The sequence below is a fragment of the Mycolicibacterium elephantis DSM 44368 genome, from assembly GCF_004014805.1.
Taxonomy (GTDB): domain Bacteria; phylum Actinomycetota; class Actinomycetes; order Mycobacteriales; family Mycobacteriaceae; genus Mycobacterium; species Mycobacterium elephantis.
The window spans coordinates 1-22,685 of record NZ_ATDN01000032.1 but is presented as its reverse complement, the minus strand read 5'-3'; the positions used below and the strand labels follow the sequence as shown (position 1 = coordinate 22,685).

The window sequence follows — 22,685 nt, the reverse complement described above, 5'->3', positions numbered from 1 at the left end:
GCTTCAGCTACACGACAGCGTGCAGGTCGCGCACGTGCCGCCGCACGCGCCCGTCGACTCACCGGCGCCCGCGCCGACCCGGGCCAGGCTCTTGGCGCTCTGCCAACAACCCGCGCCGACGGTGCCGATCGCCCCGATCACGCACACGATCACCACGAGCAGCGCCGTGCCGGGTTGGGTGGCCAGCGCGACCGCGCCGCCCACTCCCAGCATCACCGCGGCTGCCAGCTGTGTGGGCACCAGCGAGCGCAGCACCTGCTGCACGGGATCCTCGGAGGCGGGCCGGCTCAGCAGCCACAGCGCGGCGACCGCGGCCGCGACCGCGGCGCAGAAGCACAGCACTCCGACGACGACCATGGGCCACACAATACGAGCCGCACTTCGAGTGGACGTGATGGTGTCCCCCGGGCGCCAGGCTTCGCCCGGGGGACATGTCCATCGCGGGGCGCCCTAGCTGGGCCCCGTGTTCGCAAGTGCCTGCGACGCCGCCGCGGGCACGCTGGGCAGCGCCGGTGTGGCGGGCAGGGCCGCGGCACCCGGGGCAGCGCCGGGAGCCGGAGGAGCGGGGGCCGGGGGAGCGGCGGGGGCGGGCACGCTCACCCGGAAGCCTCGGACGATGGCGTCTGTGGCCTCGGCGGCCGGAACGACCTGGTCGAGGCTGGTGGTCACGGCCAGCGAGACCAGGTACCGGTCCGGGCCGGCGGTGGCGATGACGTGGCGGCGCGACGTGTTCAGCGTCATCGCGTTGTCCCGGTAGGTGCCCTCGATCAACGCCGAGGGCATGCCGCCGAAGCTGGCGAACGACGCGTCGGTGGACCGCCACGCCGGCAGCTGCTGGCTGTCGACGAACCCGTGGCTGATGGCCTCGATCGGATCGAAGTCGCCGATCAGCTTGTACACGGTCACCGCCGCGTTCGACGTGTACAGCCCGTTGCCGCCGACCCGGTCGGCGATCACCGCGAAGGCGTCGGGAACGTTGGGATCCGGAACGTAGGACCAGCCGCGCGGCATGGGCAACACGATGTTGAGCGCCGTGAAGCCCTGGCTGTTCTGCGGTTCGAGGGTAACGCCCTTCGACTCCAGGAACTCTCGCAAGGTGCCCGAGGCGGCCGGGGTGATCGCGACCGGAGGCGGCGTGTCGACGGGCGCAGCAGCGGCGGGAGCGGCAGGAGCGGCGACGGGCGCGGCGGGGACCGCGGGGGCTGCGGGTGATGCCACGCCTGCCTGCGCGGCGCCAGTGGCCGAACTCACACCGGGTTGACCGAGGGCCTGCGGCGCGGCGTTGGGCGCCACCGTCACCGTCTGTGTCACGGTGGCCGGTGCCGGCATCGGGGGTTGCGGAAGCGCAGGTTCGGCCGAGGCGGTGGGGCCCGCGAAACCCACCACCCCAGCGGCCGCGACGGTGGCTCCTGAAGCCAGAACCCGCCAGCGGCGGGCGATCTCGATCATCGACGTCGGTCCTTCCAGACAGCGCGGTGCACGTCAGGCGCCGACTGTATCCAGCCGGGGCCGTTAGCCACCAGAGCCGGAACCGACCTGCAACCTTGTTCTGACTTCTCTGCAATGCAACCGATACCAAGCCGTGGCCGGCGCGGCCGGAATCCGGGGGCTTATACCCTGTTCACGTGACCCAACCGCCGACCGCTCAGCCCGTGGCTGCCGCCGATGAGACCCCGCAGCACCGCTACACCGCGGAGTTGGCCGGGGAGATCGAGCGCGCCTGGCAGCAGCGGTGGGCCGACGCGTGCACCTTTCAGGTGCCGAATCCGGTCGGGTCGCTGGCGCCCCCCGACGGCACCCCGCTGCCCGAGGACAAGATGTTCGTGCAGGACATGTTCCCGTATCCCTCCGGCGAGGGCCTGCACGTCGGACATCCCCTCGGCTACATCGCCACCGACGTCTACGCGCGCTTCTACCGAATGACCGGGCACAATGTGTTGCACGCGTTGGGGTTTGACGCCTTCGGCCTGCCCGCCGAGCAGTACGCCATCCAGACCGGCACGCATCCGCGGGTACGCACCGAGGCCAACATCGAGAACTTCCGCCGTCAGCTCGGCAGGCTCGGCTTCGGGCACGACCCACGGCGCAGCTTCTCCACCACCGACGTCGACTACTACAAGTGGACCCAGTGGATCTTCCTGCAGATCTACAACGCGTGGTTCGATCCCGCCGTCGACAAGGCCAGGCCCATCTCCGAGCTGATCGCTGAATTCGATTCCGGGGCAAGGACGCTCGACGACGGCCGGGAGTGGTCGCAGCTGACCGCCGGTGAGCGCGCCGACGTCATCGACTCCCACCGGCTGGTGTATCGCGCCGACTCGCTGGTGAACTGGTGCCCGGGGCTGGGCACGGTGCTGGCCAACGAAGAGGTCACCTCTGACGGGCGCAGCGAGCGCGGCAACTTCCCGGTGTTCCGGAAACGGTTGCGGCAGTGGATGATGCGCATCACCGCCTACTCCGACCGGTTGCTCGACGATCTGGATCTGCTGGACTGGCCGGAGAAGGTCAAGACCATGCAGCGCAACTGGATCGGGCGCTCGACCGGCGCGTCGGTGCTGTTCGCCACCGACGCGGGCGATATCGAGGTGTTCACCACGCGGCCGGACACCCTGTTCGGCGCGACGTACATGGTGCTGGCGCCCGAGCACGAGATGGTCGACGCGTTGGTCGCAGCGGAGTGGCCCGCCGGCGTCGACCAGCGCTGGACGTTCGGCGCCGCCACCCCGCGTGAGGCGGTCGCGGCGTATCGAGCGTCCATCGCGGCGAAGTCGGATCTCGAGCGCCAGGAGAACAAGACCAAGACGGGCGTGTTCCTCGGCGCGTACGCGACCAACCCGGCCAACGGTCAACGCATTCCGGTGTTCATCGCCGACTACGTGCTGGCCGGCTACGGCACCGGCGCGATCATGGCCGTGCCCGGTGGTGACCAGCGCGACTGGGACTTCGCCACGCAGTTCGGCTTGCCGATCGTGGAAACCGTTGCCGGCGGCGACATCTCGCAGGGTGCGTACACCGGTGACGGTGAGGTGATCAACTCCGACTATCTCAACGGGCTCAGCGTCGCGGCCGCCAAGGAGGCGATCACCAAACGGCTGGAGGCCGAGGGCCGAGGTCGGGCCCGCGTCGAGTACAAGCTGCGGGACTGGCTGTTTGCGCGCCAAAGATACTGGGGCGAGCCGTTTCCGATCGTGTACGACGCCGACGGTCGTGCGCACCCGCTGCCCGATTCGATGTTGCCGGTGGAACTGCCGGATGTGCCGGACTATTCGCCGGTGCTGTTCGACCCCGACGACGCCGACAGCGAACCGTCGCCGCCGCTGGCCAAGGCGACCGACTGGGTGAATGTCGAACTGGATCTCGGTGACGGCCTCAAGCCCTACACCCGCGATACCAACGTCATGCCGCAGTGGGCGGGTAGCTCGTGGTACGAGCTGCGCTACACCGACCCGGACAATTCAGAAGCCATGTGCGCCAAGGAGAACGAGGCGTACTGGATGGGCCCACGGCCCGACGTGCACGGGCCGGACGATCCGGGCGGGGTGGACCTGTACGTCGGAGGTGTGGAGCACGCGGTGCTGCACCTGCTGTACGCGCGGTTCTGGCACAAGGTGCTCTACGACCTCGGCCATATCAGCTCGCGCGAGCCATACCGGCGGCTGGTGAACCAGGGCTACATCCAGGCCTACGCCTACACCGATTCGCGCGGCGCGTATGTGCCCGCCGCCGAGGTCGTCGAGCGCGACGGGAAGTTCTACTGGCCCGGCCCCGACGGCGAAGTCGAGGTGTTCCAGGAGTTCGGCAAGATCGGCAAGAGCCTGAAGAACTCCATCTCCCCCGACGAGATCTGCGACGAGTACGGCGCGGACACGCTGCGCGTCTACGAGATGTCGATGGGACCGATCGAGGCGTCACGGCCGTGGGCCCCCAAGGACGTCGTCGGTGCACACCGGTTTCTGCAGCGGGTGTGGCGGCTGGTGGTCGACGAGCAGAGCGGTCGGGTGTTGATCGTCGACGACCAAAAACTCGACACCGACACGCTGCGGTTGCTGCACCGCACGATCGCGGGGGTGACCGACGACTACACCAACCTGCGGAACAACACCGCGGCGGCCAAGCTGATCGAGTACACCAACCACCTGACCAAGCAGGGCGTGACGGCTCGGGCGGCGGTCGAGCCGCTGGTGCTGATGCTCGCGCCGCTGGCCCCGCACCTGGCCGAGGAGCTCTGGCGGCGGATGGGCCACGACACCTCGTTGGCGCACGGACCGTTCCCGGTCGCCGACCCGCAGTACCTCGTCGAGGACACCGTGGAGTATCCGGTGCAGGTGAACGGGAAGGTGCGCGGACACATCACCGTCGCCGCCGACGCCGACGCCGACACGATGGAGGCCGCGGCGCTGGCCGACGAGAAGGTGCAGGCCTTCCTCGGCGGAGCCACGCCGAAGAAGGTGATCGTGGTGGCCGGCCGCCTGGTCAACATCGTTATTTAAGCGATTTCGGTGCGCTAACAATCGCTGAGCGCTGGTTTGCGCACCGAAATCGCGGGGAGTGGAACCGCTGAGCCGCCGGCCAACGTCTAAACCCGTGTGCTCAGCGAATATTTGCGTGACCAAGATGGTGTGATCACGCTCGACCAGGCGCGTGAGGCGGGCCTCAGCCAGCACGCGGTTCAGCGCCGACTACAGGCGGGCAAGTGGCAGAGATGCGGGCGCGGCGTGTACTTCGTCGCCGACCGCCCCTTCACGGACGGTGCCCGTATTCGCGCAACGGTCTGGGGCTACGGCCAGCAGGCGGTAGCCAGCGGGTTGGCCGCCGCTTGGTGGCATGGTCTGACCCAGTTCGCTCCGAACATCGTGGACGTGACGATGCCGAGAAACGGCCATGGTCGATGCCATGACGGTAGTCGGCTGCGGCGACGCGACCTCGATCCCGCGGATGTCGTCACGCTGCGGGCGCTTCGCGTGACCGCCAGGCCATTGACGGTTCTCGAGGCTGCGATCCGGCGATCCGGTGGAGTCAAGCTCATGGATCGGGCATTGCAGAAGGACCTCGAGTTGCGCGAGTTATGGCGAGCGCAACTGCGCAACAAGGGCCGATACGGTTCCCCGGCGGCGCGTCGCCTGTTGCAAGCCGCGTCCGACGGTGCTCGGTCTGAAGCCGAACGGATCCTGGTCAAGCTGCTTCGAGCCGCCGGTGTCACCGGGTGGAAGTCGAACTATCCCGTGGCTGGATACAAGGTTGACTTCGCATTCCCGGCAGCGAAGCTCGCCGTCGAAACTGACGGGTTGGCATTCCACAGTTCAACCGATGACTTTCATCATGACCGCGTGCGGCAGAACGACATCATGCTGCTCGGCTGGCAGGTGCTGCGGTTCACCTGGCTGGACCTGACCGAGTACCCCGATCGGGTGATCGCCGTCATCCGCCGAGCGATTTCGGTGCGCGAACGAGCGATCAGCGATTGTTAGCGCACCGAAATCACCGGCCGCGTGGGCGGATGATCACCTCGTGGATGTGGCCGTCCGGCGGCGAATGGACCGTGTCGGCGATGACGCGCGCAACCGTCTCGGGCGACAGGAACCGCGCCGGATCGTACGTGCCGCCTTCGTAGGCGACCAACCCCTCCTGCATCTCGGTGGCGATCCGGCCGGGATGCACCGACGTCACCCGCAGCGACGGTTCGTCGTTGCGCAGCGAATCGGCGAACGAGCGCAGCGCGAACTTGCTTCCCGAATAGGAGGCCAGACCGGGCGAGGCGTTGATGCCCGAGCCGGAGTTGACGAACACGACGTGCCCACCGGCCGCCCGAAGCGCGGGCAGCAGCGCCAACGTGAGCGCCACCGCGCCGATGACGTTGACCTCCATGGTGGTTCGCCACTCGTCGACGGTCGATTCGGCGACCCTCCCCGGAAACGCCACGCCGGCGTTGTGCACCAACACGTCCAGCTCGTCGACGGATTCGACGGCCGCGGGGATTGCGTCGGCGTCGGCCAGATCGACGCTCAGCGTGGTTGCCTTGTGCTGCTCGGCGACCGCATCCAGCCGCGACGACGGCCGGCCCGCCAGAACCAGGGTGTGGGTGGGCGCCAACGCGGCCGCGACGGCCGCCCCGAGACCGCGCGAGGCCCCGGTGATCATTGCGGTCGGCATGTCGTCAACGCTACCGACCTGCAAACCGCCGTACCCCGTCGCATGATGGTACGGATGCCCGCCGATCACAGCTTCGCGCCGACGCAGCTCTCCGCCCGCGCGGCGTACCTGCTGCGTGGCAACGACCTGGGCACGATGACGACGGCCGCGCCGCTGCTCTACCCGCATATGTGGAGCTGGGACGCCGCGTTCGTGGCGATCGGGCTGGCGCCGCTGAGCGTCGAGCGCGCCGTCGTGGAGCTCGACACCCTGCTGTCGGCGCAGTGGAGCAACGGGATGATCCCGCACATCGTGTTCGCCAACGGGGTCGACGGCTACTTTCCCGGGCCGGCCCGCTGGGCCACGAAGACGCTGGCCGCCCACGCCCCGCGCAACCGGCTCACCTCGGGCATCACCCAGCCGCCGGTGCACGCCATCGCGGTGCAACGCATCCTCGACCACGCCCGCACCCGCGGCCGGTCCACCCGCGCGGTCGCCGAGGCGTTCCTCGACCGCCGCTGGGACAACCTGGTGCGGTGGCACCGCTGGCTGGCCGAGGCCCGCGATCCGCGATCGCGCGGCCGGGTGACGCTGTATCACGGCTGGGAGTCCGGCATGGACAACTCCCCGCGCTGGGACAGCGCCTATGCCAACGTCGTTCCGGGCGTGCTGCCCGAATACCAACGCGCCGACATCACCATCGTCACCGACGCCAGCCAGCGCCCCACCGACATCGAGTACGACCGGTACCTGTGGCTGCTCGAAGAGATGAAGCTGGCCCGCTACGACGACGAACTGCTGCCCAAGGTGATGAGCTTCGCGGTGGAGGACGTGTTCGTCTCGGCGATCCTTGCCGTGGCGTGTGATGTGCTCGCCGAGATCGGTGAGGACTACAAGCGGCCGACGGCCGACGTGCGCGACCTCTACGAGTGGGCCGAGAGGTTCCGGGCCGGCGTGATCGACGCCGCCGACGAACGAACCGGCGCCGCAAGGGATTTCGATGTCAGAGCCGGTAAGTGGGTGGGCACCGAAACGGTCGCGCAGTTCGCCCCGCTCTTGTGCGGGGGGCTTCCCCACGGCAAGGAACGCACGCTGGTGAAGCTGCTGGAGGGCCCACGTTTCTGCGGGCACCCCGACCTCAAGTACGCCTGCATCCCGTCCACCTCGCCGGTGTCGCGCGACTTCCGCCCGCGCGAGTACTGGCGCGGGCCGGTGTGGCCGGTGATGACGTGGCTGTTCTCGTGGTGTTTTGCCCGCCGCGGCTGGGCCGAACGCGCCCGGCTGCTGCGCAAGGAAGGCCTGCGGCAGGCCAGCGACGGCAGCTTCGCCGAGTACTACGAACCGTTCACCGGGGAACCGCTGGGCAGCATGCAGCAGTCGTGGACCGCGGCGGCGGTGCTGGACTGGCTGGGCTGATCCGACGGGCTGGTTACTCGGCCAGCCGCTCGAGCGGCGCGATGGCTTTGGTGAGCGTCTCCAGGTCTTCGGGGCTGAGCTTGCCAAGCAGCGTGGCCAGGTGCGCCCGCCGCGCCGCCAGCGCCTCCTGGTGCTGCGCCCGTCCCTCCGGGGTGATGTCGACCAGCACCGCCCGCAGGTCGGAGGGGTCGCGGGAGCGTTTGACCAGGCCGAGCTTCTCGAGCCGACGGATCGCGACCGTGGTGGTCGGTGTGCGGACGCGTTCGTGGGCGGCCAGATCGGTCATCCGCAGCGGCCCTTGATCGAGCAGCGTCAGCAGAATCGACAGCTGCGCCAACGTGAGGTCACCGGCATCCGCGCGGTTGGTGTCGCTGCGCCGCAGCACGGAGAAGACCCGGGCGAGCACCCGCTGCAGCTCCCCGGCCAACTCCGTGACCTGCGGTTCCACGTCGGCCATAATTCGGCAGTCTAACCTGTCTGAGCCTGCCACGTTCGATGACGGCGGATTTCATCTCACAGAACTTGAGACAGGAATCGCTGCAGCCGGTCGGTCTCTGCGGCCTCGAAGATCTGCTCGGGCGGGCCCGATTCGACCACCTGTCCGTGATCCATGAACACCACGGAGTCCGACGTCGAGCGGGCGAACCCCATCTCATGTGTCACCACGACCATCGTCATCCCGTCGGCGCCCAGGTCGGCGATGAGCGCCAGGATGCCCTTCACCAGCTCGGGATCCAGCGCCGACGTGGCCTCGTCGAAGAACATCACCTGCGGCGCCATCGCCAAGGCTCTGGCGATCGCGACGCGCTGCTGTTGGCCACCCGATAGAGTCGTCGGCCGCACATCGGCCTTGTGGCGTAACCCGACCCGCTCCAACTGGGCCATTCCGAGCTCGCGGGCCTCGTCGGCGCTGAGGCGTTTGAGCTTGCGCGGCGCCAGCGTCACGTTGTCCAGCACGCTGCGGTGCGGAAACAGGTTGAAGCTCTGAAACACCATCCCGATGCGCTGACGCAACTGGTCGGGGTTGTCCTTGAGCACCGAACGCCCGTCGAGCAGGATGTCGCCGCGGTCGGGTTCGTAGAGCCGGTTCAACGTCCGCAGCAGTGTGGACTTGCCCGACCCCGACGGTCCGATCACCGCCGCGGTGGAGCCGGCCGGCACGTCGAGATGCACGCCGCGCAGCACCGGGTTCGGCCCGAACGACAGGTGAATGTCGTTGGCGGCCAACGATACCGGCGCAAACTCTACGGGCCCTTTTGTTCCTCGCGTGCGCGCCATCAGATCATCTCCTGTGATGTCGACAGCTCGAGCGGGTCCTCCTCGGCTGGCGGCCGGCCGCGCCGCAACCGGGCGTCGATGTGGTTCACCAGATGGGTCAGCGGCACGGTCAACGCCAGATAGAACAGGCCCGCGGCGACGAGCGGGGACAGGTTCCCGGTCTGCGCGTTGAGGTCGCGGCCGACCTGAAACAGCTCACGCTGATCGGCCACCAACCCCAGGAAGTACACCAGCGATGACGCCTTGAGCAGCGAGATGAACTGGTTCATCAGGGCGGGCAGCACCCGCCGGACGCCCTGCGGCACCACCACCAGTCGCATCGACGCCGAGTACGAAAAGCCAAGCGCCCGCGACGCTTCCAGCTGGCCGGCCTCCACGCTTTGGATGCCGGACCGGAAGATCTCCCCGACGTAGGCGGCCGCCATCAGCCCCAGCGCGGCGATGCCGAGCGGAAACGGGTTGTTGCCGGTCAGATCACCGACCACCGGACCGAGCCCGAGACCGATCAGCAGGATGATCACCACCTCGGGCAGCCCGCGGAAGATGTCGGTGTACACCCGCGCCGGCCACCGCAACAGGCGGTGCCGCGAGATCCCGGCCACGGCCAGCACCATGCCGAGCACCAGCCCGATCACCGACGCGCAGATCGTGAGGATCAGCGTGTTGGGCAGGCCGGTGGAGAACAGGACCGGGATCGCCTGCTTGTACAGGCTCCAGTCCAAGAACGAGTCTTTCAGTTGGGACAGCGTCGATTTCTGCTGTGCGGGTCCGCTGGTGTCGGACCCCTGCTGCTGCGCGGCGATCGCGTCGAAGTCGGGCAGTTGTGGCGTCGGGGACGCCTTCGAGCCCGGCTTCCAGCCCGGCGGCAGCGCGCGCGGCACCCAGTCGGAATACAGCCGCGCCCAGGTGCCGTCGGCGATCACCGCGTCCAGGCCCGCGTTCAACGCGTCGATGAGCGGTTGGTTCTCCCTGGCCACCGCGTAGGCGATGAAGTTGTCCAAGCTGAAGGTGTTCTCGATGATCTCGGCGGGGTCGCCCGGCTGCACCGTGCCTTCGGCCTGCTGCGACGGCGCCACCCACGCGTCGAGCTGACGGGATTTCAGGCTGGCGTACACGGTGTTGTAGTCGGGATAGATCACCGGCTGCAGGCCCAGGGTGTCGACGACGTAGGACTCCTGCACGGTGCCCTGCACGACGCCGATGCGCTGGCCGGCGGCGAGGTCGCCGAACCCGGTGATCGCCGACCCGGCGGGCACGACGAGCGAGAAGTAACCGAAGTCGTAGCCGTTGGTGAATCCGACGGTGCGGCGACGCGCCTCGGTCGTGGTGATCGACGACGAGCCGACGTCGAAGCGCCGTGACGCCACCTGCGCCAGCAGCCCGGAGAACTCGGTGCCTACGAAGTTGATCCGCAGGCCCAGCTTCTCGGCGATCGCACGCAGCAGCTCGTTGTCGAAACCGGTGAACTGGCCAGCCGAGTCGATGCAGATGCTCGGCGGCGCGTCGGAGAGCGTGCCGACGGTCAACGTGCCCGGCGTGCTCAGACCGAGGGCGCCGACATCGACGGTGTCCAGCGGCACGACGGTGGCCGTGGTGTAGCGGTCCTCCTCGGGGCCCTTGGCCGCCGCCGACAGGTTCGTGGGCAGTGCGCTGGCGCTGGCGATCCCCGGCGGCGCGCACTGGTCGACCTGTGCCCGTACCGGGGGAGCCAAACCCATGCCGGCGATCAACAACGCGATCAGCGCTACGACGGTTGCCTTCATTCCTGCAACGTAGCGAGCCGCGGCGCCGCGGCGCTGCCTTCAACTCAATTGGAACGCAACGCCGGGTGCGCCGACGGGGTGAAGACCCCACGGCGCACCAGCTCCGAGATCATGATCTTGGCCATCACCTCGGATCGCTCGGCGCACGCCGCGCGCGCCGCCTCGACGTCGCCGCGATGGATGGCCGCGACCTCGTCCTCGTAGAACGGCAGCATCTCGTGGTGGCTGCCCTGGTAGGCCCCCCAGAACGCGCGCGGCACCAGCGCCTGCGACGCGCGGATCAGCGCCAGCAGCCGCGGCCCGGCGTACTTGTCGTTGATGACCCGCCGGAATTCCCAGCCCGCTTCGTTGAAGGCGCGCGACTCCGGGTTGTTGCGCATGACGTCGAGCAGCCGGTCGAGTTCCTCGAGGATCGCGGGGTTCTGGTCGGCCGCGGCGCGGGCGGCCACGATCCCGTTGAGCACGCCGTACACCTCGTGGTGTTCCCGCACCACGGACTCGTCGAACGGTTCTACGTAGGCGCCGCGGTGGTACAGCGTGGACAGAATTCCGTCGTGTTCGAGTTGCACCACGGCCTCTTGGATGGGCACCCGGGACAGGCCGAGGGCGCGCGCGATCTCGTTGCGGTCGATCCGGTCACCCGAGCGCAGTTTGCCGGTGAGTATCAGGTTGACCACATACGAGACGACGAGGTCTTTCTCTTTGACCCCATACTTTTTGGGCATGGCCGCGACAGTGTCTCACGCTTCTCGCATGCATGAAGCCGATCCGCCGGTTCGGTGTGCTCAGCCCTGGCGCCGGTCTCGCCACCGGCACAGCGCCTCGGCCTCGGTGAGGTCGTAGTCGGGTCCGTTGGCGCCGACGGTGAGCAGGGTGACCCCGAGGTCGGCGAGCGCGTCGGCTTCGGCGAGCAACGCCTCGATGGTCTTGCCGGACACGCCCGCTGACCGCTCGATCGCATCGGGGTCGCGGCTGACGTCCGAACAGTGCCGCGCCAGGATCTCGGCCTTGCGGGGGTATCCGGCGCTGCCGCTGAAGGTGTGCCAGATGTCGGCGTGACGGGCCACCAGCCGCAGCGTCTTGCGTTCACCCTCGCCACCGATCAGCACGGGGATGTTGCGGGTGGGCGGCGGGTTCAGCTTGGCCATCCGCGACGCGATGCGGGGCAGCCCGGTGGCCAGGTCGTCGAGCCGGCTGCCCGCGGTGCCGAACTCGTAGCCGTACTCGTCGTAATCCTTCTGTTTCCAGCCCGACCCGACGCCCAGGATCAACCGCCCGTCGCTGAGGTGGTCGACGGTGCGGGCCATGTCGGCCAGCAGCTCGGGGTTGCGGTACGAGTTGCACGACACCAGCGCGCCGATCTCGATGCGGGAGGTCTGCTCGGCCCAGGCGCCCAGCATCGTCCAGCATTCGTAGTGCGCTCCTTCGGGATCGCCGTACAGCGGGAAGAAGTGGTCCCAGTTGAACGCGACGTCGACGCCCAGGTCATCACAGCGACGCACCGCGTCGCGGATGTAGTGGTATTGCGGGGAATGTTGCGGCTGTAGTTGCACACCGATGCGGATGGGGAAGCTCACCATCTCAACGTACTTGCGCGCTGAGATGAGAGTACTCTCATCTGACGTTCATCTGCGATTCCGCGTCGGCGACCACCCTTGGTGTCATGGCTTCACCGGCGTTGAACCTCCTACTGGGCCCGCACGCACCCGACGTGCTGGCCGCTGCCCTCGCGCAGTACGGCGGCGAGCTCGAACACCTGCAGCCCGGGCACGTCAACGTGCGGCCGAGCGGTGCGGCGACCGTCATGTACTGGGCGGCCGTGCGTCGCGCCGACGGCAGCCGCACGACGGAGATTCTTGCCGCCACCACCGGTAGCCACATCCCGCAGGGCGCCGCCGTGGTCGCCGGCGAGCATCTCGGTGAACCGGTGGAGATCGGCATCTGGCGGTGGCCGCAGGATCCGGCGTTGCCTGCGCTCGCGGCGGCCACCGACCCGGGGGTGCTTCGCGAACTCGGGTTGGGCACAACGGAAGTGACCGATATCCGGGTACGTGCGTACCGGCCCGCGCAGCGCGCGGTGCTTCAGGTGCGTGACAGCGAACGCACGTGGTTTCTCAAGGTGGTGAGGCCCTCGGCGGCGACGCACGTGCGTGCCCGTCATGACCTGGCCAGCGCGCACCTGCCGGTTCCGCCGGTGGCGGGGTTCAGCGCGGACGGGATGATCGTGCTGCCCGAAGCGCCGGGAACGCCGCTGCGCAGCGTGCTCGCCGACGGCGCCGTTGCGCCGCCGCCCGAGGCGCTGGAAGCGCTGTTGGACGCGCTGCCCGCCGAGCTGACGGCGATGCCGCGGCGACGCTCGCATCTGCAGCTCGTCGACGACAATGCGGCGGCGCTGCGGTGGGCCGCGGCCGACGAGCCTGCGGTGCTGGCCGAACTGGACGACCTCGTCGACGCGCTGCACACCGTCGAGGAGACGCCGGGGCCGGTGGTGCCGGTGCACGGCGACTTCTACGAGGGCCAACTGCTGACCCGCGGTGAACGGATCACCGGGTTGGTCGATTTGGACACCGCAGGACCCGGTGAACGTATCGACGAGTGGGCGATGCTGCTCGCGCACCTGTCGGGGCTGGATCTCGACGACCAATGGCATCCGACCGCGGGACGGTACGCGGCCGAGGTGCTGGCCCACGCTGATCGACGGGTTCCGCCTCGGCAGCTACGGCAGCGCACCGCCGCGGCGCTGCTCGGCCTGGCCACCGGCCCGTTCCGCATCCAGCACCCCCGCTGGCCCGAGCACACCGTGGCGCGGCTCGAACTGGCGAAGAAATGGCTGGCGAGCGCCGGATGAGAAGACGCTCATCTTGCTCTCCTTCTGCCTTCACGGCAGCACGAGAAATTGGACATGTCGGGGGAACGACCCATCCACGAAGAAGGAGCACACAATGAAACGCACGGCCACTTGGAAGGTGCTGACCATGGGCGCCGCGCTCACCGGTCTCGGGGTCGCGGGGGCGGGCGCCGCTCACGCCGGCGTCGGACCCGTTGTCGCAGCGCCGCACCCGGCGAGCGTGAATGTCCAACTCTCGGCCGATGTCCCGTATCTCGAGGGGCCGATGCAGCTGAACATCCCGCAGGAGTTCCACGGCCTCTACGACAGCGTCGACAGCGGAAGTTACTGGGACAGCTGAGTTTACGGCGGCGAGCAGCGGCGGCGCTTCTAGCGCCGCCGCTTTCGTCGCTAGCTAAGCTAGTGCACGCTAGACACCGATATTCCCGTTCGACTTCCACACCGCAACCACCGACGGCCGCGCCGTGCCGTTGCCGCCCTCGGGCCAGCGCGACAGCGGGGCGTCGATGCTGTTGTCGTCGTGCTCACCCGGATGCTGGACGCACACGGTGACAAGGTCGTCGGTGACTACGGGACCGCACGTCTCCGCACCGAGCGGAACGGTGAGGAACTGCTTGGTCTCGCCGCGGTTCGGCCCGTTCAGCGCGACGGCGAACAACCCGTCGTTGGAGTCCAGCGCGTTGCCGTCGGTGGAGATCCACAGGTTGCCGTGACTGTCGAAGGCCAGATTGTCCGGGCAGGAGATCGGGCTGACCTTGGTCTTGTCGAACCCGCCGTAGTAGGTGTCGGCGGCCGCCGGATCCCCGCACACCAGCAGCAGTTCCCAGGTGAAGTTCGTACCGGCGTGGTCGTCGGTGATCTCGAGGATCTGCCCGCTCTTGTTGTCGTTGCGCGGATTGGCCGCATCGGGCCCTGGTTCGCCGTCGGCGCCGCGCTCGTCGTTGTTGGTCAGCGCAACGTAGACCTTGCCGGTCTTCGGGTTGGCCTCGACGTCTTCCGGCCGGTCCATCTTGGTGGCGCCGACCTTGTCGGCGGCCATTCGGGTGAAGACGGCGACCTCCACCGGCGAGAAGCCGTCGACCAGCGACTCGGCGCGACCTTCCGGGCCGGATCGCAGCAGCGGCAACCAGGTGCCCGTGCCGCGGAAGGAACCGCCCGATGGCGGCCTACCGGAGCCGTCGATCTCATCGGCGGGCACGTCGCTGGACAGCTTGGCCACATACAGCGTGCCCTCGTCGAGGATCGCCATGTTGTTGGCCATCGCCGCCGGTTCGGTTCCCGGCTGCACCTTGCGGCTGGAGACGAACTTGTACATGTAATCGAAGCGCTCGTCGTCTCCGGTGTAGGCGACGACGGAACCGTCGTCGGTGACGTAGACGTTTGCGCCCTCGTGCTTGAGTCGGCCCATCGCGGAATGCTTGACCGGCGTCGACGTCGGATCCCACGGGTTGAGTTCGACGACGTAGCCGAACCGGTTGGGCTCGTTGGGTGTCTTGGTCAGATCGAAACGGGGGTCGAAGGTCTCCCACAGCAACGCGGTCGGCTCCAGAGAGATGCCGTACCGATCCAACCGGTCGGTGTCGACGGGACCCGGCTTCGGGGAGCCTTCGGCGGCGCCGAAGTAGTCCTGGAAATTCTCTTCGCCCGACAGCACTGTGCCCCAGGGGGTTACACCACCGGCGCAGTTGGCGAACGTGCCCGCCACCGTGCGCCCGGTCGGGTCCGCGGCGGTCTTGACGAAGTCGGTGCCCGCTGCGGGACCCGTCAGCGTGTGCGGGGTGTCGGCGGTGATGCGCCGGTTGTAGCGGCCCATGACGGGCTTCAGACCTTGCGGTGTGCGCTCGACCTCGACGACGCCCATGCCGACTGCGGCGATCTCGACGTCGAATTGCTCGCGAGTGGGCTTGTCGAAGCCGGGGAACATGAAGATCGGGTCGACGTACTCGAAGTTGGTCACCAGTAGGAAGCGGTTGGGCTGACCAGCCAAATCAGCCGGGATCGGGAGCAACCCGGCGAAGTCGTTGTTGAAGCCGAATTGGCCGCGTTGCGCGGCACCCGTCTGGTTGTTGACGTCGAATTGCGGTGCGCCGTCGAGGATCGGGTCGCCCCAGCTGATCACCACGGACTGCTCGTAGCCCTCAGGGATGACGACGACGTCTTCGCTGTTAGGGGGGACCGAAGCGAACCGCATACCGACCGGCGGATCGGGGGGCGCCGCCGACGACGTCGGCGCGGCAGCGGGCGGATCGTCGGTGCCGCACGCGGCCAATGCCGAGCCCGCGCCGACCGCCAGCACCGCGATGCCGCTCGCCCGCAGTACGGAGCGCCGCGAGACGGCTTTGACGACGTCGCCGAAGTACTCGTTGTCGCTGGTGTTGGGTACCGGCTTGGAGCAGGCATCGCCGCACTTGTAGAGGCATGTCACATGCTGACGCTTGGACTTGCCGTTGTGGGAAACGAACAGGTTCAACGGAATGAGGGCCACGGCGGAGGAACTTACGAGAGCCCGGTTAGCAGGCGGTGAACATCAGACCAACGCCGCCATCCTGCGCGAGCGACCGCGTTTGTATGGCGACACGCCGCCAAAAGACGTACAACAGCGGTCGCTCGCGCTACGGCGAGAGCGCTACTCGGCGAGCACCTCGCGCAGGATCTCGATCAGCTTGCCCGGCTGGTCGCTCTGTACCGAGTGCCCGGAGTCTTCGACGATGCGCACATCACGGAAACCCGGTGCCCGACGGGCGAACTCGGCCGCGTCGTCGCCGTTGACGAAGAACGACTTGGCACCGCGCACCAGCGTCGTCGGCGTGGTGAGCCGCGGCACGTCGTCCCAGAGGCCCTCGAACCCCTCGCCCTTGCGGATGTCGTCGTAACGCCACGTCCAGGTGCCGTCGTCGAGCCGCTTGGCGTTGTGGAAAACCCCGCGACGCAACGACTCCCGGTCGCGGTGCGGAGCGGCCGCGACGGTCAGCTCGAGCATCGCGTCGAAGCTTTCGAACGTCCGCGGGCCCTGCACCAGCGCGACGGTGCCCTTCTGGGCGTCGCTCATCTCGGTGTGGCGTTCCGGCGCCGACGGGGTCACGTCGACGAGCACCAGCCGCGGCACCAGCGCCGGCGCGGAGACCGCCAGCCGCAGCGCCGTCAACCCGCCGAGCGACATCCCGACGACCAGGTCGGCCTTGAGCGCGAGCTCACGCAGCACCGGTTCGACGGTGACCGCGTTGAGCTTCGGGCCGTAGTCGCCGTCCTCGCGCCACGCCGATCGGCCGTGACCCGGCAGGTCCAGCGCCAACGCCGGCTCACCGAGACCGACGGCGACGGTGTCCCAGGTGTGGGCGTTCTGTCCGCCGCCGTGCAGGTACACCACCCGCGGCGCGGCGTCCCCGAACTTCAGCGCGCTGATCGGTCCGGCGTCGACGCGGGCCACCGGCGGCACGGTGTCGACGCCGGCTTGGCGCGCGTTCTCCTTGAGGAAGGTGAACTCGTCGAGGGAGGCCAGCTCGTCGTCGGGACTTATGTCGCTCACAGCGAAACAGTACAAAACGCGCTCGGTGGAGCCCCAGCCGCGCTCACCGCGGGCAGGACTCCACCGAATCGCAAAGGGATCGCAAAGGGAAGGTCAGCCTTCGATGAAGGTCTCCAGCTGCGCTCGCGCGATGTCGTCGGGCAGCTGCTTGGGCGGGCTCTTCATCAGGTAGGCCGACGCGGCTTCCACGGGACCACCGATGCCGCGGTCCTTGGCGATCTTGGCCGCCCGCACCGCGTCGATGATCACGCCCGCCGAGTTCGGCGAATCCCACACCTCGAGCTTGTACTCCAGGTTCAGCGGCACATCGCCGAACGCGCGTCCCTCCAGGCGCACGTAGGCCCATTTGCGGTCGTCGAGCCAGCCGACGTGATCGGACGGGCCGATATGGACGTCCTTGGTCTTGAACTCGCGCTGCAGGTTGCTCGTGACGGCCTGGGTCTTGGAGATCTTCTTGGACTCCAGCCGCTCGCGCTCGAGCATGTTGAGGAAGTCCATGTTGCCGCCGACGTTGAGCTGCATGGTGCGGTCCAGCTGCACGCCGCGATCCTCGAACAGCTTGGCCATCACCCGGTGGGTGATCGTCGCGCCGATCTGGCTCTTGATGTCGTCGCCCACAATCGGCACGCCGGCGTCGGCGAACTTCTTGGCCCACACCGGGTCGCTGGCGATGAACACCGGCAGCGCGTTGACGAACGCCACCCCGGCGTCGATCGCGCACTGGGCGTAGAACTTGTCGGCCTCCTCGGAGCCCACCGGCAGGTAGGACACCAGCACGTCGACGTTGTTCTCCTTGAGCACCTGTACCACGTCGACGGGGTCGACGTCGGACACCTCGATGGTGTCGGCGTAGTACTTGCCGATGCCGTCGAGCGTCGGGCCGCGCTGCACCGTCACGTTCGTCGGCGGGACGTCGGCGATCTTGATGGTGTTGTTCTCCGACGCGAAGATCGCCTCGGACAGGTCGAACCCGACCTTCTTGGCGTCGACGTCGAAGGCCGCGACGAACTTCACGTCGCGGACGTGATACGGGCCGAGTCGCACATGCATGAGCCCGGGTACGGTGGCCGTCTCATCGGCGTCCTGGTAGTACTGCACGCCCTGGACCAGCGAGGCGGCACAGTTACCCACACCGACAATCGCGACCCGCACTTCCGCGTTTGGTGTCGCCGGCGCGCCGGCTCCGATGTGCTCACTCATGACACGAACTCTTCCCTTCGTACTAACTCGTAAATGCCTTACGGCTGCTCGGCGCGCCTCTGCGCCAGCTGTTCGGCCGCGATCAACTCGTTGAGCCACTTGACTTCGCGCTCACTGGATTCCAACCCGAGCTGGTGAAGCTGGCGGGTGTACCGGTCGATCGAGCTGCTTGCCCGCGCAACTGCTTCACGCAGGCCTTCGCGGCGTTCCTCCACCTGACGGCGGCGTCCCTCGAGAATCCGCATCCGGGCCTCGGCCGGGGTGCGATTGAAGAACGCGAGGTGCACGCCGAACCCGTCGTCGGAGTAGTTCTGGGGGCCGGTATCGGCCACCAGTTCGGCGAAACGCTGCTTACCGGCGTCGGTAAGCCGGTAGACGCGCCGGGCGCGACGCATCTTCGGGGTGCCGTCCGGAGCCGGATCTTCCACGATCAGCCCGTCGGCCTGCATCCGGCGCAGCGCCGGGTACAGCGAGCCGTAGGAGAACGCGCGAAACGCCCCGAGCAGCCCCGTCAATCTCTTGCGGAGTTCGTAGCCGTGCATCGGAGACTCCAGCAGGAGTCCCAGGATGGCCAATTCAAGCACCGGGGACACCTCCTTTGCTCGTCCGTTACGGCGGCTCGACACCTCGGCCCATAGTATCGCGCCGATATATTCGACGCGAACTGCGGGTGGCCCGTACGCGAACGCCTGCCCTACCCCGACGGATAGCTGATCCGCTTGACCCTGCCGTCCGGGGCCAACTCGATGTGACCGCCGCCGAAATCGCTCGAGACGTACACCGAGACCGACACATCGTCCGGTGTGGCCGGGTCGCTGGTGGGGTCGACGGTCAGATACGTGCTGGTCACGTCCGCCGGCTTGATCCCGAGCGTTTCCGGCGCGCCGCGCAGCACCCCGACGACCGTCTTGACGTCGAACCGGCCCAGGTCCACCACCCTGGCGTTGCTGCTCTTGGACGACGACGACGGATCGTCCCAGCCGCCGCGGTAGGTGTAGTTGAGCTCGCGTCGGTCCTCGTTCGGGTCCGGCCGGCTCAGCACCGCGTACTCCGGATACACGGTCAACCGGTACCCGGTGGTGTCGCCGAACCGGTCCTTCGTCTGCTGCAGCAGGCCGGTGAGGCCGCCCAGAGAGTGCAGTTGTCGAGGCGGGGTGAGCACGACGGGCGCGATGCCGTCCGGTTTGGCGCCGGGATCGGCGGAGGCGCCCAGCGGTGAGGAGCTTCCCCCGAACAGACCCCAGCCGATCGCGATGCCCACGACCACCAGCACGCCCGCCACCGCGAGGCGGATGCCCCAGTTGACCGGCTGGGCCACCTGCCGGTTGACCACTTTGGTGATCATCGGGACCGCGGGCGTCTTGGCGTTCTGCAGATCGGCCACCAGGTCCTGCAGTTGACCCAGCGTCGTGGCGGCAGTGGCGGATTTCACGCGTTCGCCGTGCTCGGTCATCGACAACTGCCCGTCGGCCAGGGCGGTGTCGAGAATCTGGCAGATCTCGGCCCGGTCGCTGTCTTTGGCCCGCATCCCCGATGTCCGCCACGCTGAGCTGCCAGAAGCCACGACGAGATCGTAAGAGATGGTTTTCGATGTCGCGGGGCGAAGCACGTCGCGCCTCGGTCTCCTCCGCACCGACGTACTCTGGTCCTCGTGCGATTGCAGCGACAGGTGGTGGACTACGCGCTTCGGCGACGGTCCCTGCTGGCGGAGGTCTATTCGGGGCGCACCGGCGTCTCCGAGGTTTGTGACGCCAACCCCTATCTGCTGCGAGCCGCGAAGTTCCACGGGAAGCCTAGTTCGGTGATGTGCCCGATCTGCCGCAAGGAACAGCTGACCTTGGTGTCGTGGGTATTCGGTGACCACCTGGGTGCCGTGTCAGGTTCCGCGCGCTCCGCCGAGGAGCTGGTCCTGCTGGCGTCCCGATACGACGAGTTTTCGGTACACGTGGTGGAGGTATGCCGCACCTGCAGTTGGAATCACCTGGTCAAGTCGTATGTACTCGGCGCTGTTCCGCCGACCGGCCCGTCACGGGGCAGGCGGGCGTCGCGGAGTACCCAGACGGCGCGCGATCGTGCGCGCACGGCCAGTGAATAGCGAAGGGCGCCACGACCGGTCAGTCAACGATCCCCGCGGGGGACGCGGGGCTGATGGCGTGAGCCAGCCCGAATCAAGGCTGGCTGACGGCGGCGGACGGCATCGCCCGCCGCAGGACGCGCCGGCCGCCAACCGTCCGCGACCGGGTGCGCCCGACGACCGGCGCACCTCCGTGCTGCCGCCGGTGCACGAGCCACCGCCGCATCTGCGGGATCCGATCGACGTCGTTAAGGCGGCTCTCGACGGCACCCCTGCGCCCAAACCCGCGCCGCCTCCCCCACCGCCGCGACGGCCACCTGGCGGAGGACCGCCGACGGGTGGACCGCCACCGCGGCCCAGCCAGCGCAAGCCGGTCAACTGGACGTGGGTGCGCCGCGGCCTGTTGGCGGCAGCGGTGCTGTTCCTGGTGCTGCCGACGGTGACGTTCGCGATGGCGTACCTGATCGTGGAGGTCCCGAAGCCGGGCGACATCCGGACCAACCAGGTGTCGACCATCCTCGCCAGCGACGGCAGTGAGCTGGCGAAAATCGTTCCGCCCGAAGGCAACCGGATCGACGTGAACATCGACCAGATCCCGGTGCACGTGCGCAACGCGGTGATGGCCGCCGAGGACCGCAACTTCTACTCCAACCCCGGGTTCTCGTTCACCGGGTTCGCCCGCGCGGTCAAGAACAACCTGGCGGGTGAGAACCTGCAGGGTGGGTCCACGATCACCCAGCAGTACGTGAAGAACGCACTGGTGGGCTCGGAACGTGCGGGCGTTGGCGGTTTGATCCGCAAGGCCAAGGAGCTCGTCATCTCGACGAAGATGTCGGGTGAATGGTCCAAAGACCAAGTGCTGCAGTCGTATCTGAACATCATCTACTTCGGGCGCGGCTCCTACGGGGTGGCCGCGGCGTCCAAGGCGTACTTCAACAAGCCGGTCGAGCAGCTCACGGTCGCCGAGGGTGCGCTGCTCGCGGCGCTCATCCAGCGGCCGTCCGGCCTTGACCCGGCGGTGAACCTCGAAGGCGCCAAGAACCGCTGGAATTGGGTGCTCGACGGCATGGTGGAGATCGGCGCGCTGACACCCAGCGAGCGTGCCGCTCAGGTGTTCCCGGAAACTTTGCCGCCGGAGTTGGCGCAGACGCAGAATTTGACGACCGGCCCCAACGGGCTGATCGAGCGCCAGGTCAAACAGGAGCTTCTCGACCTGTTCGACATCTCCGAGAAGACGCTCAACACCGAGGGTCTGCAGATCACCACGACCATCGATCCCAAGGCGCAGCAGGCCGCTGAGGAGGCCGCCGCGGAGTACCTCGAGGGCCAAGACCCCGACATGCGGACCGCGATCGTGTCGATCGATCCGCGCACCGGCGGGGTGAAGGCGTACTACGGCGGCGACGACGCCAACGGTTTCGACTTCGCCCAGGCCGGATTGCCGACCGGGTCGGCGTTCAAGGTGTTCGCGTTGATCGCGGCGCTGCAGCAAGGCATGGGCCTGGGCTATCAGGTCGACAGCTCGCCGTTGGAGGTCAACGGCATCAAGATCAGCAACGTCGAGGGCAACAGCTGCGGCACCTGCAACATCGCCGAGGCGCTGAAGCGGTCGCTGAACACCAGCTACTACCGGCTGATGCTGAAACTGAAGAACGGCCCCGAGGACGTCGCCGAGGCGGCCCACCAGGCCGGCATCGCCGAAAGCTTCCCCGGTGTCGAACACACCCTGTCCGAGGACGGCCAGGGCGGCCCGCCGAACAACGGAATCGTGTTGGGCCAGTATCAGACTCGAGTGATCGACATGGCCTCGGCGTACGCCACACTTGCGGCGTCGGGCGTGTACCACAAGCCGCACTTCGTGCAGAAAGTGGTGAACTCCGAAGGCGACGTGTTGTTCGACGCGTCGCAGCAGGACACCGAGGGCGAGCAGCGCATCGAGAAGAAGGTCGCCGACAACGTGACCGCGGCGATGCAGCCCATCGCCGCGTACTCTAACGGCCATGCGTTGGCCGGCGGGCGGCCTTCGGCGGCGAAGACGGGCACCAACCAGCTGGGCGACACCGGCGACAACCGCGACGCCTGGATGGTGGGGTTCACGCCGTCGTTGTCGACGGCGGTCTGGGTGGGCACTGTCGACGGTACCAAACCGCTGGAAACCAAGTGGGGCTCACCGGTTTACGGTTCGGGTCTGCCGTCGGACATCTGGAAGGCCACCATGGACGGGGCGTTGAAGGGCACCGACGTCGAGACGTTCCCCAAACCCGAGGAGATCGGCGGCTATGCGGGGGTGCCACGGGCCCCGGTCGCACCGCGAACCACCGAACCCTCGGAGCCGTCGCCGACCACGCCGCCGTCGGAGACGGTCATCCAGCCGACTCTCGAGATAGCGCCCGGCATCACGATCCCGTGGGGACCGCCCACCACCGTGCCCGCGGGTCCGCCCGCGCCCGC

At 68.0% G+C, this 22,685-nt stretch carries 20 protein-coding genes; 7 read left to right on the top strand and 13 right to left on the bottom strand.

Annotation, left to right across the window (positions count from 1 at the left end; translation table 11 throughout):
• Window positions 1–3: 3 nt before the first annotated feature.
• The gene (locus MELE44368_RS19385) at window positions 4–357 is read right to left on the bottom strand and encodes a hypothetical protein (protein WP_128109992.1); all 354 of its coding nucleotides are present in this window, start codon (window positions 355–357) and stop codon (window positions 4–6) included.
• Window positions 358–450: 93 nt separating this feature from the next.
• Complete coding sequence (locus MELE44368_RS19380) at window positions 451–1,449, bottom strand: LpqN/LpqT family lipoprotein (RefSeq protein ID WP_128109991.1); 999 nt, start codon at window positions 1,447–1,449, stop codon at window positions 451–453.
• Between the two features lie 176 nt (window positions 1,450–1,625).
• On the opposite strand from MELE44368_RS19380, the gene leuS reads away from it, so the two are divergent.
• Together leuS and MELE44368_RS19370 are read left to right on the top strand one after the other, a co-directional pair.
• Complete coding sequence (gene leuS, locus MELE44368_RS19375; protein WP_128109990.1) at window positions 1,626–4,490, top strand: leucine--tRNA ligase; 2,865 nt, start codon at window positions 1,626–1,628, stop codon at window positions 4,488–4,490.
• 96 nt (window positions 4,491–4,586) lie between these two features.
• On the top strand, window positions 4,587–5,468 hold the full coding sequence (locus MELE44368_RS19370) for a PDDEXK-like endonuclease domain-containing protein (RefSeq protein ID WP_046753589.1): 882 nt from the start codon (window positions 4,587–4,589) through the stop codon (window positions 5,466–5,468).
• 10 nt (window positions 5,469–5,478) lie between these two features.
• On the opposite strand, the gene MELE44368_RS19365 is transcribed toward MELE44368_RS19370, so the two are convergent.
• Window positions 5,479–6,150: an SDR family oxidoreductase gene (locus tag MELE44368_RS19365; protein WP_128109989.1), complete on the bottom strand. Its 672-nt coding sequence runs from the start codon at window positions 6,148–6,150 to the stop codon at window positions 5,479–5,481.
• Window positions 6,151–6,204: 54 nt separating this feature from the next.
• On the opposite strand from MELE44368_RS19365, the gene ggh reads away from it, so the two are divergent.
• Entirely contained in the window at window positions 6,205–7,545 is a 1,341-nt protein-coding gene (gene ggh, locus MELE44368_RS19360) for a glucosylglycerate hydrolase (protein ID WP_128109988.1), read from the top strand.
• A 13-nt stretch (window positions 7,546–7,558) separates the two neighbouring features.
• On the opposite strand, the gene MELE44368_RS19355 is transcribed toward ggh, so the two are convergent.
• The 5 genes from MELE44368_RS19355 to MELE44368_RS19335 are packed head-to-tail and all read right to left on the bottom strand — an operon-like array spanning window position 7,559 to window position 12,163.
• The gene (locus MELE44368_RS19355) at window positions 7,559–8,002 is read right to left on the bottom strand and encodes a MarR family winged helix-turn-helix transcriptional regulator (RefSeq protein WP_046753591.1); all 444 of its coding nucleotides are present in this window, start codon (window positions 8,000–8,002) and stop codon (window positions 7,559–7,561) included.
• A gap of 56 nt (window positions 8,003–8,058) precedes the next feature.
• Window positions 8,059–8,823, bottom strand: a complete 765-nt coding sequence (locus MELE44368_RS19350; protein WP_064927708.1) for an amino acid ABC transporter ATP-binding protein — start codon at window positions 8,821–8,823, stop codon at window positions 8,059–8,061.
• Complete coding sequence (locus MELE44368_RS19345; protein ID WP_128109987.1) at window positions 8,823–10,586, bottom strand: ABC transporter substrate-binding protein/permease; 1,764 nt, start codon at window positions 10,584–10,586, stop codon at window positions 8,823–8,825. The genes MELE44368_RS19350 and MELE44368_RS19345 overlap by 1 nt, the downstream gene beginning before the upstream one ends.
• A gap of 44 nt (window positions 10,587–10,630) precedes the next feature.
• Complete coding sequence (locus MELE44368_RS19340) at window positions 10,631–11,311, bottom strand: GntR family transcriptional regulator (protein ID WP_046753594.1); 681 nt, start codon at window positions 11,309–11,311, stop codon at window positions 10,631–10,633.
• A 60-nt stretch (window positions 11,312–11,371) separates the two neighbouring features.
• Complete coding sequence (locus tag MELE44368_RS19335; RefSeq protein ID WP_206613809.1) at window positions 11,372–12,163, bottom strand: LLM class F420-dependent oxidoreductase; 792 nt, start codon at window positions 12,161–12,163, stop codon at window positions 11,372–11,374.
• Between the two features lie 86 nt (window positions 12,164–12,249).
• On the opposite strand from MELE44368_RS19335, the gene MELE44368_RS19330 reads away from it, so the two are divergent.
• Both MELE44368_RS19330 and MELE44368_RS19325 read left to right on the top strand, forming a co-directional pair.
• Window positions 12,250–13,434, top strand: coding sequence for a phosphotransferase (locus MELE44368_RS19330; RefSeq protein ID WP_128109985.1), 1,185 nt, complete (start codon window positions 12,250–12,252; stop codon window positions 13,432–13,434).
• A 94-nt stretch (window positions 13,435–13,528) separates the two neighbouring features.
• Window positions 13,529–13,774, top strand: a complete 246-nt coding sequence (locus MELE44368_RS19325) for a hypothetical protein (RefSeq protein WP_128109984.1) — start codon at window positions 13,529–13,531, stop codon at window positions 13,772–13,774.
• A 69-nt stretch (window positions 13,775–13,843) separates the two neighbouring features.
• Here MELE44368_RS19325 and MELE44368_RS19320 read toward each other — a convergent pair whose 3' ends face one another.
• From MELE44368_RS19320 to MELE44368_RS19300, 5 genes are all read right to left on the bottom strand, one after another.
• A complete protein-coding gene (locus tag MELE44368_RS19320) occupies window positions 13,844–15,919 on the bottom strand; it encodes a PhoX family protein (RefSeq protein ID WP_128109983.1) in 2,076 nt (691 codons plus the stop codon).
• A gap of 141 nt (window positions 15,920–16,060) precedes the next feature.
• On the bottom strand, window positions 16,061–16,960 hold the full coding sequence (locus tag MELE44368_RS19315) for an Rv0045c family esterase (RefSeq protein ID WP_128109982.1): 900 nt from the start codon (window positions 16,958–16,960) through the stop codon (window positions 16,061–16,063).
• A gap of 93 nt (window positions 16,961–17,053) precedes the next feature.
• Window positions 17,054–18,160, bottom strand: coding sequence for an inositol-3-phosphate synthase (locus MELE44368_RS19310; RefSeq protein WP_128109981.1), 1,107 nt, complete (start codon window positions 18,158–18,160; stop codon window positions 17,054–17,056).
• 38 nt (window positions 18,161–18,198) lie between these two features.
• The gene (locus MELE44368_RS19305) at window positions 18,199–18,744 is read right to left on the bottom strand and encodes a PadR family transcriptional regulator (RefSeq protein ID WP_046754667.1); all 546 of its coding nucleotides are present in this window, start codon (window positions 18,742–18,744) and stop codon (window positions 18,199–18,201) included.
• A 110-nt stretch (window positions 18,745–18,854) separates the two neighbouring features.
• Window positions 18,855–19,688, bottom strand: coding sequence for a DUF1707 SHOCT-like domain-containing protein (locus MELE44368_RS19300; RefSeq protein ID WP_128109999.1), 834 nt, complete (start codon window positions 19,686–19,688; stop codon window positions 18,855–18,857).
• A gap of 123 nt (window positions 19,689–19,811) precedes the next feature.
• Here MELE44368_RS19300 and MELE44368_RS19295 point away from each other — a divergent pair, with 123 nt between their 5' ends.
• Together MELE44368_RS19295 and MELE44368_RS19290 are read left to right on the top strand one after the other, a co-directional pair.
• On the top strand, window positions 19,812–20,255 hold the full coding sequence (locus tag MELE44368_RS19295) for a DUF5318 domain-containing protein (RefSeq protein ID WP_128109980.1): 444 nt from the start codon (window positions 19,812–19,814) through the stop codon (window positions 20,253–20,255).
• A 58-nt stretch (window positions 20,256–20,313) separates the two neighbouring features.
• Window positions 20,314–22,685: transglycosylase domain-containing protein (locus tag MELE44368_RS19290; RefSeq protein WP_409366138.1), on the top strand; the 2,372-nt coding region annotated here is incomplete at its 3' end.

Excerpts from the sequence above, each read along its gene's own strand:
- MELE44368_RS19385 (WP_128109992.1), bottom strand. The coding sequence starts at position 357 with ATGGTCGTCGTCGGAGTGCTGTGCTTCTGCGCCGCGGTCGCGGCCGCG.
- MELE44368_RS19380 (WP_128109991.1), bottom strand. The coding sequence starts at position 1,449 with ATGATCGAGATCGCCCGCCGCTGGCGGGTTCTGGCTTCAGGAGCCACC.
- MELE44368_RS19365 (WP_128109989.1), bottom strand. The coding sequence starts at position 6,150 with ATGCCGACCGCAATGATCACCGGGGCCTCGCGCGGTCTCGGGGCGGCC.
- ggh (WP_128109988.1), top strand. The coding sequence starts at position 6,205 with ATGCCCGCCGATCACAGCTTCGCGCCGACGCAGCTCTCCGCCCGCGCG.
- MELE44368_RS19355 (WP_046753591.1), bottom strand. The coding sequence starts at position 8,002 with ATGGCCGACGTGGAACCGCAGGTCACGGAGTTGGCCGGGGAGCTGCAG.
- MELE44368_RS19350 (WP_064927708.1), bottom strand. The coding sequence starts at position 8,823 with ATGGCGCGCACGCGAGGAACAAAAGGGCCCGTAGAGTTTGCGCCGGTA.
- MELE44368_RS19345 (WP_128109987.1), bottom strand. The coding sequence starts at position 10,586 with ATGAAGGCAACCGTCGTAGCGCTGATCGCGTTGTTGATCGCCGGCATG.
- MELE44368_RS19340 (WP_046753594.1), bottom strand. The coding sequence starts at position 11,311 with ATGCCCAAAAAGTATGGGGTCAAAGAGAAAGACCTCGTCGTCTCGTAT.
- MELE44368_RS19330 (WP_128109985.1), top strand. The coding sequence starts at position 12,250 with ATGGCTTCACCGGCGTTGAACCTCCTACTGGGCCCGCACGCACCCGAC.
- MELE44368_RS19325 (WP_128109984.1), top strand. The coding sequence starts at position 13,529 with ATGAAACGCACGGCCACTTGGAAGGTGCTGACCATGGGCGCCGCGCTC.
- MELE44368_RS19310 (WP_128109981.1), bottom strand. The coding sequence starts at position 18,160 with ATGAGTGAGCACATCGGAGCCGGCGCGCCGGCGACACCAAACGCGGAA.
- MELE44368_RS19300 (WP_128109999.1), bottom strand. The coding sequence starts at position 19,688 with ATGCGGGCCAAAGACAGCGACCGGGCCGAGATCTGCCAGATTCTCGAC.